This window comes from Pararcticibacter amylolyticus (assembly GCF_003130405.1).
GTDB classification, from domain to species: domain Bacteria; phylum Bacteroidota; class Bacteroidia; order Sphingobacteriales; family Sphingobacteriaceae; genus Arcticibacter; species Arcticibacter amylolyticus.
Genome location: NZ_QEAS01000007.1, coordinates 201,907 through 215,411, shown reverse-complemented (window position 1 = coordinate 215,411; position 13,505 = coordinate 201,907). Strand labels below are relative to the sequence as shown.

Sequence of the window (13,505 nt, the reverse complement as noted above, 5' to 3'; positions counted from 1 at the left end):
GTATATGTCAGCAGTTAAAACGTTAGGTCAGTTCATTATTGAAAAACAGAAAGACTTCCCTTATGCCAAGGGCGAGCTATCCCGATTGCTACGGGATATCGGCATCGCAGCCAAAATCGTTAACCGTGAGGTGAACAAAGCGGGACTAGTGGACATCCTGGGAGAGATCGGCACTACCAATTCTCATGGAGAATCCCAGAAGAAACTTGACGTTTTTGCCAACGAACAGTTCATTTCAGCTCTTACTTGCGGAGGGGAATGCTGTATTGTCGTATCCGAGGAAAATGATGATCCGGTCTATATTGATTCGGAAGTTTCGCGTGATGCTAAATACATTGTGGCAATTGATCCTCTTGATGGCTCATCCAACATCGACGTAAATGTTGCTGTAGGCACCATTTTCTCCATCTACCGGCGCAAATCGACAGTAGGAAAGGCTGTAGTGGAAGATGCTTTACAGAAAGGGATTGAACAGGTAGCTGCAGGCTATGTCGTTTACGGTTCTTCTGCCATGCTGGTGTATACCACGGGCAAAGGGGTTAATGGATTTACCCTGGATCCCTCTATCGGAGAATTTTGCCTTTCACATCCGGACATGAAGATCCCTAAAGAAGGCTATATCTATTCCATCAATGAAGGGAATTACGTCCATTTCCCGGATGGAGTGAAGAAGTATATAAAGTATTGCCAGGTGATGGACAAGGAAACCCAAAGGCCCTATTCATCCAGGTATATCGGTTCGATGGTGGCCGATCTGCACCGGAATATCATAAAGGGAGGAATTTTTATTTATCCCACAACTGCCAGCGCGCCACGGGGCAAACTGAGGCTAGTATATGAATGTAATCCAATGGCTTTCATTATTGAACAGGCAGGAGGAAGAGCGACTGACGGGTTCGAAAGGATCCTTGATAAAGAGGTGGGCTCGCTGCATCAGCGTTCAGCTATTTTCCTGGGTTCCGAGAACATGGTATTAAAAGCAGAAGAGATGATGAGAGATTTTTCACCTGAACTTGGAAAGACGATTGAAAAGCAGGTTTCGGCAGCCAAGGAATCTCCGGATGTAACAAAAATAACAGTTTAGGATCAAGAACGCGAACGCAGGTTAGCTTCCGTTCTCTGCTTCAAACACTGAATCAATAAGCAAATTTCCTTTTTGCTGATACGCTGCGACCGCCATCCGGTCGCAGCGTTCGTTTTCAGGATGACCTGCGTGCCCTTTAACCCACTGAAACCTTACATTATGAAGCTTGTAAAGCTGCAGAAAACGAAGCCAGAGATCTTTATTCTTCTTCCCCGCAAACCCCTTATTTACCCAACCAAACACCCATTTTTTCTCTACAGCGTCTACTACATATTTTGAATCTGAATAGATAACAACCTCCTGCCCCGGCTTTTTCAAGGCCTCGAGCCCGATAATTACAGCCAGAAGCTCCATCCTGTTATTGGTAGTTTTTCTGAATCCGGCCGAAATTTCTTTATAATGCTGCCCTGCTCTTAGAACAACGCCATATCCCCCCGGTCCCGGATTACCACTTGAAGCTCCGTCTGTAAAAATCTCTATCATGAAGTATGTAAAATATGAGCCGCAAAATTAAAAAGATAAAGCTAAAGACTCCATTTCTGTTGCTTTTAAAAGCAAATCAATAAAACATCTGGCTGTGTTCTAGCCTCTTATTAAAATTATAAATTAAAATTTGCAGAATCTCGAAAATGCTTTATTTTTGCATCCACTAAACACGGTGGTTTTAGCTCAGTTGGTTAGAGCGCCTGATTGTGGTTCAGGAGGTCGTGGGTTCGAGCCCCATATTCCACCCTTTATGGGGCAAAGTCTTTAAACGAGATTTTTGCCCCATTTTTTTTGCCCGTAACTCTTTGTTTTCCAGATATATTAGCTCAGCCGCCCGGTTGAGTTTTCCGGTTCGACATACCCCCTCTGCATAGGTCATTTTTTCGGGGAACAAAATACCTACTAGGTATCTTTTCGCCTCTGTACTGGCAATATCATATAACTTGTCCACTTCACAAAGTGCGTTTATAGCCATTTGAGCCAGCTTTTTGATGTTGACGTGCGTTGACTTCTGTACGTTTACTTCATTTAGCCGCATCTCCAAACGTGCAATTGTCGAACCATTCTCTTCTTTGATCTTCCGATATTCATTCGCTTCCAACTCATGCAGCAGCAATAATTCTCGTGCGTTGTCAATTTTTCTATTGGCTTCCCCAATTTGCCTGATCAGTTCGTCGCTTTCTTCTTTTATTGCGCGGTGCTGGTTGGTATAGGCTTCAGCAATACTGGCGACAAACAATTCAGGATAGCCCGCACGTGGTAACAATGTGGTCAGTTCATCCATAAAAGCATTATTGACGTCTTTTGCCTTATATCGTATCCCGCAAGATGAACGGCAATGATAATACACTCTGTAGGTGTTACGACCCTTTGAAGCGCTCCCCGTTAACATTCTTGGACATCTGTTGCACTTGATGAAATTACGTAGCGGTAAGTCTTTCGGCGTTGCAATCGCCAGTCCTTTTAAGATTTTTGACCTGCCATCCATAATATCCTGCACCTTATAGAATAAAGCTTCGGAGATCAAAGGCTCATGTAAGCCCTGAACCAGATGTGCCAGTTCATCATTAGTGGCAGCAACACGGATTTTACCGCAATACACAGGATTACGCAAACTTAAATAAAAGGTGTTTTTATCGATGTTCAATCCTCTTTCATTAGCCTGCTTCATGATTGATTCAGAGGAATATAAACCCTCGGCGACCTCATTAAAGACCCATCGCATAATGGAGGCTTCCGGTTCTTTAAAAGTAATATACCTTCGACCGTCCTCATAGGCTTTATTAATATAACCCCTTGGCGCTTTACCCATGTACCGGCCTTCCTTTTTAGCCTGGCGTATCCCTGCTTTCGTGTTCAAGCCACGGCGGTCATTCTCAATTTCAGGTGCTGTCAAATAAATGGCCAGCATCATCTTGTTCTCAGGGATGGTCAGATCAAGGGGCTGTTCTACGGCTTGCGGTTCGACACCAAGCTTTTTTAGCACATCGATCATCTGGTAGGCATCTGAAGTGTTGCGGCTGAACCTGTCCCACTTAGTGAAAAGCAAGAGATCGGTTTTATTCCGCTGCTTTCTTAAAATGACCATGATCTTTCGCCACTCTGGCCTGTTAAAGTGTTTGGCCGTGTAATCTTCAACAAAAACATGGCGTACCGTAATGTTTCTTAACTGGCAGTACTGTCGTAATACTGCCTCTTGACTTCGGGGAGAATAGCCCTTAGTCTGTTCATCCGTACTTACACGGACATACAAATCTGCTACCTGCATAGGCAATAAATTAAGGATTAACAATTTCCCCTTCGCGGGGCTTTACTTGACTGGCTGAAACGTGTTTAAGCGTCTCGTTCACAGACAATTTACTCAATTTTCGCAACAATTCCAACATAATTTCCGCATCTTCTAAGGTAATATTAGTGCCGTATTGGGCTAATATCCGCTGCGCCTTGACGGGTGTAAGATTGTATTGTTCGTTTCTGAATTGGGGTAACATAGGTTTATCGTTTACCCTGCAAACTTGGCTTATGTACAAGTTTTTTTTACTCTACTAGAGTAAAATATATTATCCGCTTATTTTATTTATCACTACTAGAGATAAACAGTTTTTTAGCCTTCCCAACTTTGAGGCGGACAAAAAGCAATTTCTATGAATACAAATAAGAACCCGAAAGTGAAAGGCAGGAAATTCCACGGCACGCCTTACCTGAAGTTAAAAAAAGTGAACGTTTCACCCAGGCGAACGATCAAATTAAGATTACGAAATGCCATTGTTTTAGCGGTCGCTAAACTGGAGGTAACAGCGCTTATTTAATTCTGACCAAAACATTAAAAATCTGTTAACCGAAGTTTTTTAGCACTCCGGTAAGGTGCTTCGTTTGTAGCCCGCGTGGTCTAGGCAAAGATGTATTTTTGCATGCGCAAAAAAATCTTTGCCGTCCTTCAGGCCGGGGCATCACTCGGAACTCGTGGTGCTAAAGCTTTCATAAAGTATATCCCATGTCAAGAAAGAAATTGCCAAACAATGAGGATTTGTTGAGCCATAATATCATTATCCGTGTTTCTGAAAAGCTGTTCAATAAGCTCGATAAGATCAGGAAAGAAAGCCGCAGTCCTTCGATTGCTGATGTCTGCCGAAAAATACTGACCAATCAGAAGATCAAATTTTACCAGGAGGACGTCACTATGAATCCAACTATGGAACAATTGGCGATGATCAGAAAGGAACTGAAAGCCATTGGTATCAATATTAATCAAGTCACAAGAAGTTTCAATGGTGCAAAAGCAGAAAGCAATCGCAGCTATTATGCTTTACAAGTTGCAGACCTGTATAAACACGTAGACGCCAAAGTAGATCACTTACTGGCCATCGTGGCCCAACTCGCAGAAAAATGGTTACAAAAATAAGTATTGGAAAAAGCCTACGCGCGATGCTTCATTATAACGAAAATAAGGTTATCGAAGGGGAAGCCAGTTTAATACTGGCCAGCGGTTTTGCGGGCGATATCGACCAAATAAATTTTAATCAGAAGCTCAACCGCTTTAATCACCTGTTACAGCTAAAACCAAATGTCAAAACCAATGCCTTGCATATCTCCCTGAACTTTCATTCCAGTGAGACACTCAGCAACTTTAAGCTACAACAAATCGCAGCTACCTATATGGATAAGATAGGTTTTGGCGACCAGCCTTTCTTAGTTTACCGGCATGAAGATGCAGCACACAGCCACATGCACATAGTTACCACCAATATCACTCCGCAGGGGGAACGCATCGACTTGCATGATATTGGGCGCAAGCTATCAGAGCCAGCAAGAAAAGCCATTGAAGAAGATTATAAGCTAGTTAAAGCCGAAAGTAAAGACTTTAAACAATTTCCAGTCATTAAAAAAGCGAACCTTGAAAAAGCGAAATATGGCCGCCTACCGACTAAACGGGCGATAAGCAATGTAATTACGGCGGTAACGCGCGATTATGCTTTCACCTCACTCGCGGAATTAAATGCGGCCTTGAAGTGTTTTAATGTGGTGGCGCTCCGTGGTGAAGAACATACGGCCATGTTTGTCAAAAAAGGTTTGATGTATTCGATCTTAAATGAGGATGGCAGACCTATTGGGGTGCCGGTTAAAGCCAGTTCCTTATATACCAAACCCACACTTCGTAACCTGGAGCAGCAGTTCGAAAAGAACAACAGGAGGCGTAAACCGCATAAAGAAGATTTGAAACTTCGTATTGATCGTATTTTCCAATCCTTTAGAAGCATTGCTCAAAGCAGGTTTGAAGTAGAAGCAAGAAAACATGGCATTGCTGTGATGTTCAGGCAAAATGAACAAGGCCAGGTTTTCGGGGTGACCTTTGTCGATCACAAGAACCATTGCATTTTCAATGGCTCTGATCTTGGCAAAACTTACAGCGCAAAAGGACTGTCCGAGCGTTTTTCGGCACAAACACGAAGCTTAGGCGAAACTCGAACAGCACAACCGAGAGCTGCAAAACGTATGGAAAAACAATTTGAGACATCAAATAATAGGACGTTAAGAGATCAACCCTCGGTCAACTTTTTGGAGATGGCGTTAGCGCAGACCAAGCCGGATTATGGCACGGGCGTACCTAAGCGAAAGAAAAAGAAGAAACAACAACAGCAATTAACATTATAAAATATTACTATGAATACAGGGGAAGATATGCAAGGCTTGCGTAAAATCATAGATTTCACTAGGTTGCTTAGCTTGATGATACTGGCCATTCATTTTTATAAGACATGCTATCAGGCATTCTACGAATGGCATTGGACAGCTAAAATTACCGATAAGCTTATTGCGAACATTGCAAAGACCGGTCTGTTTAAGGGCATTTGGCCGGCAAAGCTGGCCGTGTTATTAATGCTAATCATATCTCTTATTGGTGCTAAAGGCCGTAAAGATGAGCACATCCAAAAGAATAGCATAGCTGCCTACCTGCTTTGCGGGCTACTGGTATACCTGATTAGTCCCCTCTTGTTTTACATGCCTGGAGGCAACAGCATTCTCGCAGCCTGTTATATCGGATTATCCGTAACAGGCTACCTACTTATCCTCGCTGGCGGTACACGACTATCGAGGCTGATTAAAAACGGCTTGAATAAAGATGTTTTTAACACCGATAACGAAACGTTCCCCCAAGAAGAGCGGTTGCTGGAAAATGAATACTCCGTCAACCTGCCAGCGAAATATAGGCTTAAAAGTAAGATACGGGGCAGCTGGATTAACATTATCAATCCTTTCAGGGGATTATTGGTTTCTGGAACACCCGGCGCGGGTAAATCCTATTTTGTGATCCGGCACATCATTGACCAACATATCAAAAAAGGGTTCACCATGTTTTTATATGACTTCAAATTCGATGATCTGTCGGTCATCGCCTACAACAAGCTATTGCAATACCAAGCTAATTATAAAATTAAGCCTTCTTTTTACCTGATCAATTTTGATGATCTGAACAGAACCCACCGTTGTAATCCGCTCGATCCGCAGGGCATGGAAGACCTGACCGATGCTACGGAAGCCAGCCGAACGATCATGATGGGCTTAAATAGGGACTGGATTAAAAAGCAGGGCGATTTTTTCGTAGAGTCACCGATCAATTTCCTGACGTCCATTATATGGTATTTAAGAAAACATGAGGATGGACGGTTTTGTACGCTCCCACATGTAATTGAACTAATGCAGGTTAATTACGACCAGCTGTTTGCTTTGCTGGAAATGCAGGAGCAGATACGCGTACTGATCAACCCGTTTATTTCAGCCTGGCAAAACAATGCACAGGCGCAATTGGAAGGACAGATTGCTTCTGCCAAGATTGGGCTGGCAAGACTGGCATCACCGTCGTTGTACTACGTATTGAGCGGCAACGATTTTACACTGGATGTCAACAATCCGAAATCACCGAAGATCATTTGTGTCGGTAATAATCCGCAGAAGCTGCAAACCTATGGTGCGGTGCTGTCGCTTTATATTTCCAGAATGATCAAGCTGGTCAACCGGAAAGGGATGCAAAAAAGCAGTTTGGTTTTTGATGAGTTCCCGACCATCTATTTTAACCACATGGATAGCCTGATCGCAACAGCAAGAAGCAATAAGGTAGCCACGACCTTAGCCGTACAGGATTTCAGCCAGTTACGCAAGGATTATGGGAAAGAACAAGCGGAAGTAATAACCGGCATTGTGGGCAATGTGATCAGTGGTCAGGTAACAGGTGATACGGCCAAAACATTGAGCGAGACTTTTGGTAAGATCATGCAGGATAAAGAAAGCCATAGCATCAGCAGCAGCGATACTTCTATTTCAAAATCTACTCAAATGGATAATGCTATACCGGCCAGTAAGATCTCGTCTTTGTCATCGGGCGAGTTTGTTGGTATTGTTGCGGACAATCCAGAGCAAAAAATCGCGCTAAAGATGTTTCATTCGGCTATACAGAACGACCACGATGCCTTAAAGCGTGAAGAAGAAAATTATAAACCCATTCCACGGATTGCAAATGTCACAGCTGAAGTTGTAGAAGAAAACTACAGTAGGATAAAAAAAGAGGTTGCTGAACTGGTGTGTGCTGAACTCAGGAAACTTAGGCCTGTAACGATGAATGATTTGGACGAACCCGACGAAAAGTCTGCGCCCAGGCAAACAGAACAAGACAAAAACCGTAAGTCGCAATCGCAGCTAAGGAGGTCAGCCCAAAAGCCAAAAGAGCGGAAAACCTCTGAAAAAAAGATCGAACAGAGTCAGGTGAAGCCGATGTCGATGTAGTCGTATTCACCTAATGAATTAGGTCGATACTACGTATAAATACGTGATATATTGCAAATAATAACTAATATTGAGGTCGATTTTTTGTAACTTTAGAATAACTGATAGATTCAAAAATGGCCGTTAAACCTCATAGCCTCGAAACTGAACTGCTGCTTCGTGCAGCAGAAGGAAGCGAACGTGCGTTTACCGAGTTGTTCTATCATTATTATACCGCACTTGCCAGATTTGTGTATAAGCTTACCGGTTCACGGGAACTGGCTGAAGAAATTGTGCAGGATGCTTTCGTTAGCATCTGGCTTAGGCGTGAAAAACTTGCGCAAATCGACCATTTTGGCAAATACCTGTTCGCCATTTGTAGGAACGGTACTTTTACGGCACTAAAAAAGATCGCCGCTGAAAAATCTTTGCAGGGCAGTTTCGAACAGTATGTCATAGACGAGGCGGCGTTAGACCTGATGGACAATCCGGCCGAGGAATATCGGGAGATCATCGCACAAGCGGTTGCCAAACTACCTGAACAGCAGCGACGGGTCTACACCATGTCCCGTTATGACCGGTTAAAATACGACGAGATCGCCATTCAATTAGGATTATCGGTGACTACGGTGAGAAAACACGTGCAGCTGGCTGTGCAGTTTATTCAAAACGATATTGCCAAAAAAGGCATCAGTGCGGGTCTGATGATACTGTTGACTACGCCCTTAATGTGGCGGTAATAATTTTTTTAATAATTTTTTCATTTTCATTACTCGTTTTTTCCGTCGAAAATACTCTATCCTTTTAAAGGGCATTAGCCCCGTTGATTTATGAAAGAGCGTTTCGATTTTTTATTTCATCAGTTATGGAAAAACTTAGCTAATCCAGATGAGCTGAGCGAGTTCTACACGATGCTGAATAATGGTGCTTATGACGAGCGGTTCAAAGAGCTGATGCAGGAAGCCTATCAGCAGGATGCCTCGGAGCAGGGTACCGCAGATCGTTATTTGCTACCCGGTGCCGACCGCCGGATGATCGCTAATATATTCCAGTCTGAACCGGTGCAGGTTTCACCGGAACCGAAAAAGATCCGCCTTTGGCCGAAGATCGCCGTTGCCGCATCTATCGCCGCGGTGATGGGTATCGGTACTTTGATATATGTAAACAGGCATAATAAGCATAATATAGAAACGCTGGCAGTCAATGACGTGGCGCCCGGTAAAGTAGGTGCGACATTGACCTTGGCCAATGGCAAAAAGATACTGCTGACGGATGCGGTTAATGGACAGCTGGCCAGGGAGGCCGGGGTTAAGATCAGCAAATCTAAGAACGGGCAATTACTTTATCAGGTGACCGGAGACGGTGGCGAAGATAAGATTAATACACTGACTACGGCCAATGGGGAAACTTATCAGGTGCGGTTGCCGGATGGGTCGCAGGCTTGGCTAAATGCCGCTTCCAGCCTGACCTATTCTGCGTCATTGATTAAAAACGGCAACCGTTCGGTCAAGCTGACCGGGGAAGGTTATTTCGAAATTGCTAAAGATAAATTACATCCTTTTGTTGTGGAGACCGCTACGCAGAAAGTAGAGGTTCTGGGTACGCATTTCAATGTGAACGCCTACACTGATGAGGCTGCGGTAGCCACTTCGCTGCTTGAAGGCTCTGTGAAGGTAAGTAGTTCGTCCGGAGCGCACATGATTAAACCGGGGCAGCAGGCCTTGAATGACGGAGCTGGTATTAAAGTAGTTAAGACGGATGTTGATAAGGTGGTGGACTGGAAAGATGGTGAGTTTAACCTGGACGAGGTGGATTTCCGGACGGCTATGCGTAAGATCGCCCGCTGGTATGATATCGAGGTGGTTTATGATAAATCTGTACCCGAAAATATCGAGGCCTGGGGCTGGATCTCCAGGAGCAGTAAATTGTCGTCTGTCTTGAAACTGATCGAAAATTCAGGTCTTGTCAGGTTCAGGATCGAGGGTAAAAAAGTATATGTGTTTAAGTAATCATATTGATCATCCTATGTTAAAACAACAATTAACTGAATCGTTCACAATTTAAACCACAGGACTGGATGGATAAAACTTTACGAAAGGAAAATTAAAAAAAAGCAACCAGCTCCAGGAAGGAACTGGTTGTGGTTTGGCACCGCCAAATATTAAATATTTAAACTGTTAATCCGCAGTGTCCTGTTCCGTGGAAAGAGTGAGGATACTGCTTGAACCAAACACTAAACAAATGTATCAATTAATTCAAGTAATTGGTAGGCCTAAGCGGCTATACCACAAAATATGGCTTATCATGCGACTGACCACAGTGCTATTGATAGCTTGCCTGATGCAGGTCAGCGCTGCCGGGCTTGCTCAGAAGATCACGCTGAACGTCCGGAATATCCCACTGACTTCCGTTTTAAAGGAGATTCGCAAGCAAAGCGGGTATGATGTGTTCTCTGATGGCAAAGATTTTCCAAAAAATCAGAAGGTATCTGTTGTACTCAAAGAAGCTTCCATCGAAGAAGCGCTCGACCAGATTTTGAAAGGGTTAAACCTTACTTACAAGATTGAGGGGAATACTATTGCTGTAAAGCAAAAAGAAAGTCGAAATATCCTTGAAAAAATCATTGCTCAATTGCAACGTATTGATGTGTCCGGTAAGGTTTTAGATGAAAAAGGTCAACCTGTACCGGGAGCGACGATAAGGGTAAAAGATGGCAAAGGCGCTACTATCACCGATGAGAGGGGAAATTTCACGATTAAGAATGTAGATGAAGGTGCGACGATTGTCATTACATTTATTGGCTATGATGAAAGAGAATTGAAAGCGACGTCGAATATCGGCACGGTCAAGCTTAACCTTGCGACATCAAAGCTGGATGAGGTGTTGGTACAAGCCTACGGGAGAACCTCACAAAGGTTAAGCACTGGAAATATCAGCAGTATCACGACTAAGCAAATAGAGAACAAGCCTATTGTTAATCCATTACTAGCTTTGCAGGGCGAGGTTGCGGGAATTGCAGTTAATCAGGCGAGCGGATATGCAAATTCAGGCATAAGAATTCAGATACAAGGGATAAATAGCATGACAAAAGGAGTAGATCCTTTATTTGTAATTGATGGCATGCCTTTTACATCGCAGCTCCCAACTAATGTCACGGGTAGCGGATTTTCTGGTGGCAAAGATCCAAATCTTGCCGGGATTTTTCCGACAACTATGGGAAACCCGTTAAACTTTCTTAATCCTCAGGATATAGAAAGCATTAGTGTTTTGAAGGATGCCGATGCAACTGCAATATATGGTTCTAGAGGTTCAAACGGCGTTATATTGATTACCACAAAAAAAGGGAAACCAGGTGATTCAAAGGTAAATTTGAACTTACAGCAGGGTGTCATGAAGGCTGGGAGATTTCAACAATTAATGAATAGGGATCAATATCTACAAATGAGAAAAGATGCTTATTTTAAAACAGATGGTTTACTCACAAGTTCTCCCCAATGGGCTTCAGCGTATGATTTGAATGGTGTTTGGGATAGTAACAGATATACAGACTGGCAAAGAGAACTGCTAGGAACAGCACAGTATAGTGACTTTTCTGCCTCGCTAGAGGGTGGAAATGAATTTGACGTCTATCGCGTTGGGGCCGCATTTCACCGTCAGTCAACTATATTTAACTACACCGATGCTAGTGATCGGAAAGGCTCTTTAAGTTTCAACCTGAATCATATGAGCAAAAACCGGAAATTTAAAGCTACTCTTTCGTCACAGTACCAGTTAGATTTCAATGAGGCGCCGATTGTTGATTTAGGGGTATTAGCTTTACAACTATCTCCTGTAGCACCAGCACTTTTGAATCCCGATGGAACATTGAACTGGCAACCCGGACCGTCTGGTAACTCGTCCTGGACTAACCCCATAGCATCAAACAAGTACGCAAAAAATAATGGTAAGACATCGAATCTAATTACTAGTCTTAATTTGAGTTATGAAATTTTAGATGGCCTGAATTTTTCATCTTTTTTTGGATATTCAAATCTTCAATTAAACGAGTTCCAGACAAGCCCGTTAAAAGCAATGTCTCCGGACGCAGTTAGGGCTGGTAACAAACCTTCCTCGTTCTTTAATAATTCTAGTATCTATGGATGGCAGGTTGAGCCGCAATTGCGATATACAAGTAATTTTTCAAAAGGAGTATTAGATGTCCAATTAGGTACTACCTTCCAGACAAAATATGCAAATCAGCAAGCGATCAATGCAAGTAATTACGCAAATGATTTGCTGCTGGAAAGTATGTCCGCAGCAGGAAATCTTAGCAGGTCTACTAGTGATATTTCCGAGTATAAATACAATGGTGTTTTTTCAAGGATAGCCTATAACTGGGACAACAAATATCTAATTAATTTAAGTGCCCGTCGGGATGGAAGTTCAAGATTCGGAGCGAATAATCTTTTTCACAATTTTTGGGGTACAGGAGCTGCGTGGATTTTCTCAGAAGAAAAGCTGGTTAAGTCTGGCTTGCCTTGGCTAAGTTTTGGTAAAGTTAAAGCCAGTTATGGAACCACAGGTAATGATCAAATTGGCGATTACAAATATCTGAATTTGTATAGTCCAAATAATTACGAAGTGAATTATCAAGGACAGGTAGGGTTAGCGCCTGAGGGATTACCGAATCCAAATTTACAATGGGAAGAAACTCGAAAATTTTCATCAGGATTGAATCTTGGTGTGTTTAAAGACAGGATTCTTTTCGATGTAACTTATTACATAAACCGATCATCTAATCAGCTTTTAAGTTACGTTTTACCAATTATTACGGGTGGAAATTTCATTAACGCAAATTTGCCAGCAACGGTTCAAAATTCTGGCTGGGAATTCAACTTGCGATCAATTAACATAAAAGAGGGTAATTTTTCGTGGTCAAGCAATTTCAACATCTCTTTTAACAGAAACAAATTGATCAGTTTCCCAGATATTGAAAAATCATCATATGCGACCACATTTGCAATTGGTAAATCAACATATTCATTAAACGCTTTTCAATATGCAGGAGTAAACTCACAAACCGGTTTATATCAGTTTTACAACGCTGCGGGTAATCTGACTTCCACACCTGATTTTTCAAAAGACCGAACTCAGAATATTGATCTTTTACCAAAGTTTTTAGGAGGTTTTAAAAATAGTTTCACTTACAGAGGGTTCCAATTAGATATATTATTTTCATTCGCCAAGCAACGACTTCCCAATAATACCTTCGCTTTAGCTTCGAGAAGGCCAGGAAGATTATTTAATCAGCTGGCTTCAATTAGCGGAAATTACTGGACTAATTCCAATCAAATTGCGAGTCTACAAAAAGTCAGTGTTACCGGAGGTGGTGGCGTAGCAGATGGATATAGCAACATCTTATCTTCTGATGCAAGTATTTCTGATGCATCTTTTATTAGGTTAAAAAACCTTGGATTGTCTTATTCTATAGTGCCCAATTTGTTAGAGAAAGCAAGAATTAAGGATCTAAGATTATTCGCCAATGCTCAGAACCTATTTACAATTACAAAATATAACGGGATAGATCCAGAAAGCGGAAATAGCAATTTAGGGCCGTTGAGAACTATAGTATTTGGTTTTCAATTAGGCCTTTGAGAATTAGAGCTATATCGTAGAAACTTCTAACCTTTTTTTAACC

10 protein-coding genes and 1 tRNA gene are annotated in these 13,505 nt (G+C 42.4%); 9 read left to right on the top strand and 2 right to left on the bottom strand.

What is annotated here, in order from left to right:
* The first annotated feature begins 4 nt into the window (after nucleotides 1–4).
* Nucleotides 5–1,084 (top strand): class 1 fructose-bisphosphatase, encoded by a 1,080-nt coding sequence (fbp, locus tag DDR33_RS10265; protein ID WP_109415687.1) that lies wholly within the window; start codon nucleotides 5–7, stop codon nucleotides 1,082–1,084.
* A 21-nt stretch (nucleotides 1,085–1,105) separates the two neighbouring features.
* Here the strand turns inward: fbp and rnhA are convergent, their stop codons facing one another.
* Nucleotides 1,106–1,567, bottom strand: a complete 462-nt coding sequence (gene rnhA / locus DDR33_RS10260; RefSeq protein WP_109415686.1) for a ribonuclease HI — start codon at nucleotides 1,565–1,567, stop codon at nucleotides 1,106–1,108.
* A gap of 174 nt (nucleotides 1,568–1,741) precedes the next feature.
* Between rnhA and DDR33_RS10255 the strand changes: the two genes are divergently transcribed.
* A tRNA-His gene (locus DDR33_RS10255) sits at nucleotides 1,742–1,817 on the top strand.
* Here the strand turns inward: DDR33_RS10255 and DDR33_RS10250 are convergent.
* Entirely contained in the window at nucleotides 1,782–3,338 is a 1,557-nt protein-coding gene (locus tag DDR33_RS10250) for a recombinase family protein (RefSeq protein ID WP_109415685.1), read from the bottom strand. The genes DDR33_RS10255 and DDR33_RS10250 overlap by 36 nt on opposite strands.
* A 376-nt stretch (nucleotides 3,339–3,714) precedes the next feature.
* Between DDR33_RS10250 and DDR33_RS25795 the strand changes: the two genes are divergently transcribed.
* From DDR33_RS25795 to DDR33_RS10215, 7 genes are all read left to right on the top strand, one after another.
* Nucleotides 3,715–3,879 (top strand): hypothetical protein, encoded by a 165-nt coding sequence (locus DDR33_RS25795; RefSeq protein WP_158280702.1) that lies wholly within the window; start codon nucleotides 3,715–3,717, stop codon nucleotides 3,877–3,879.
* 185 nt (nucleotides 3,880–4,064) lie between these two features.
* Nucleotides 4,065–4,472, top strand: coding sequence for a plasmid mobilization relaxosome protein MobC (locus DDR33_RS10240; protein ID WP_109415683.1), 408 nt, complete (start codon nucleotides 4,065–4,067; stop codon nucleotides 4,470–4,472).
* Nucleotides 4,457–5,722 carry a relaxase/mobilization nuclease domain-containing protein gene (locus DDR33_RS10235; RefSeq protein ID WP_109415682.1) on the top strand — a complete coding sequence of 422 codons (1,266 nt, stop codon included), beginning with the start codon at nucleotides 4,457–4,459 and terminating at the stop codon, nucleotides 5,720–5,722. The genes DDR33_RS10240 and DDR33_RS10235 overlap by 16 nt, the downstream gene beginning before the upstream one ends.
* Before the next feature lie 9 nt (nucleotides 5,723–5,731).
* Entirely contained in the window at nucleotides 5,732–7,849 is a 2,118-nt protein-coding gene (gene mobC / locus DDR33_RS10230) for a conjugal transfer protein MobC (RefSeq protein ID WP_109415681.1), read from the top strand.
* 116 nt (nucleotides 7,850–7,965) lie between these two features.
* Nucleotides 7,966–8,568, top strand: coding sequence for an RNA polymerase sigma-70 factor (locus DDR33_RS10225; protein ID WP_109415680.1), 603 nt, complete (start codon nucleotides 7,966–7,968; stop codon nucleotides 8,566–8,568).
* A 90-nt stretch (nucleotides 8,569–8,658) separates the two neighbouring features.
* The gene (locus DDR33_RS10220) at nucleotides 8,659–9,837 is read left to right on the top strand and encodes a FecR family protein (protein ID WP_238387751.1); all 1,179 of its coding nucleotides are present in this window, start codon (nucleotides 8,659–8,661) and stop codon (nucleotides 9,835–9,837) included.
* Nucleotides 9,838–10,132: 295 nt separating this feature from the next.
* On the top strand, nucleotides 10,133–13,462 hold the full coding sequence (locus DDR33_RS10215; protein WP_158280701.1) for a SusC/RagA family TonB-linked outer membrane protein: 3,330 nt from the start codon (nucleotides 10,133–10,135) through the stop codon (nucleotides 13,460–13,462).
* Nucleotides 13,463–13,505 lie beyond the last annotated feature (43 nt).

Bases quoted from the DNA above. Each gene is read 5' to 3' on its own strand.
- DDR33_RS10225 (WP_109415680.1), top strand. From the start codon at position 7,966: ATGGCCGTTAAACCTCATAGCCTCGAAACTGAACTGCTGCTTCGTGCA.
- DDR33_RS10220 (WP_238387751.1), top strand. From the start codon at position 8,659: ATGAAAGAGCGTTTCGATTTTTTATTTCATCAGTTATGGAAAAACTTA.
- DDR33_RS10235 (WP_109415682.1), top strand. From the start codon at position 4,457: ATGGTTACAAAAATAAGTATTGGAAAAAGCCTACGCGCGATGCTTCAT.
- rnhA (WP_109415686.1), bottom strand. From the start codon at position 1,567: ATGATAGAGATTTTTACAGACGGAGCTTCAAGTGGTAATCCGGGACCG.
- DDR33_RS10240 (WP_109415683.1), top strand. From the start codon at position 4,065: ATGTCAAGAAAGAAATTGCCAAACAATGAGGATTTGTTGAGCCATAAT.
- fbp (WP_109415687.1), top strand. From the start codon at position 5: ATGTCAGCAGTTAAAACGTTAGGTCAGTTCATTATTGAAAAACAGAAA.
- mobC (WP_109415681.1), top strand. From the start codon at position 5,732: ATGAATACAGGGGAAGATATGCAAGGCTTGCGTAAAATCATAGATTTC.
- DDR33_RS10250 (WP_109415685.1), bottom strand. From the start codon at position 3,338: ATGCAGGTAGCAGATTTGTATGTCCGTGTAAGTACGGATGAACAGACT.
- DDR33_RS10215 (WP_158280701.1), top strand. From the start codon at position 10,133: ATGCGACTGACCACAGTGCTATTGATAGCTTGCCTGATGCAGGTCAGC.
- DDR33_RS25795 (WP_158280702.1), top strand. From the start codon at position 3,715: ATGAATACAAATAAGAACCCGAAAGTGAAAGGCAGGAAATTCCACGGC.